A 302-nucleotide genomic window follows, 5' to 3' on the forward strand; every position below is an offset into this window, starting at 1 on the left:
GTCGAGCCGGCGTCCGACTTCGCTCTTCCAGCCCGGCATCGCCGCGATATAGGCTTGCACGGGAGCGTCGCCATAGCCCTTGGCGATCTGCGGGTTGCCGCCTGAAAGCAGCACGGGCTTCGCGCTCGAGCCGCCGGCGGCAACCTTCGGCGATTTCGCCTTCGCCATCAGGCCGATTCCACCCGCTCGCGCGCGCCGCGCCATCTTGCGGCATAGGGCAGCACGAACATGTAAAGGCCGCTGAACAGCAGCAGGAAAAGCGGCAGGAGCGGCGAATAGACCACCCAGGCGGGAGGCTCGCC

General features: G+C 67.5%; 1 pseudogene. It reads right to left on the reverse strand.

Annotated elements, in window-relative coordinates:
* Positions 1-204, reverse strand: a pseudogene (locus EN818_RS34175) (DUF1801 domain-containing protein); the annotation flags it as partial.
* Positions 205-302 lie beyond the last annotated feature (98 nt).

The organism is Mesorhizobium sp. M3A.F.Ca.ET.175.01.1.1, from assembly GCF_004791945.1.
Classification (GTDB): Bacteria; Pseudomonadota; Alphaproteobacteria; order Rhizobiales; family Rhizobiaceae; genus Mesorhizobium.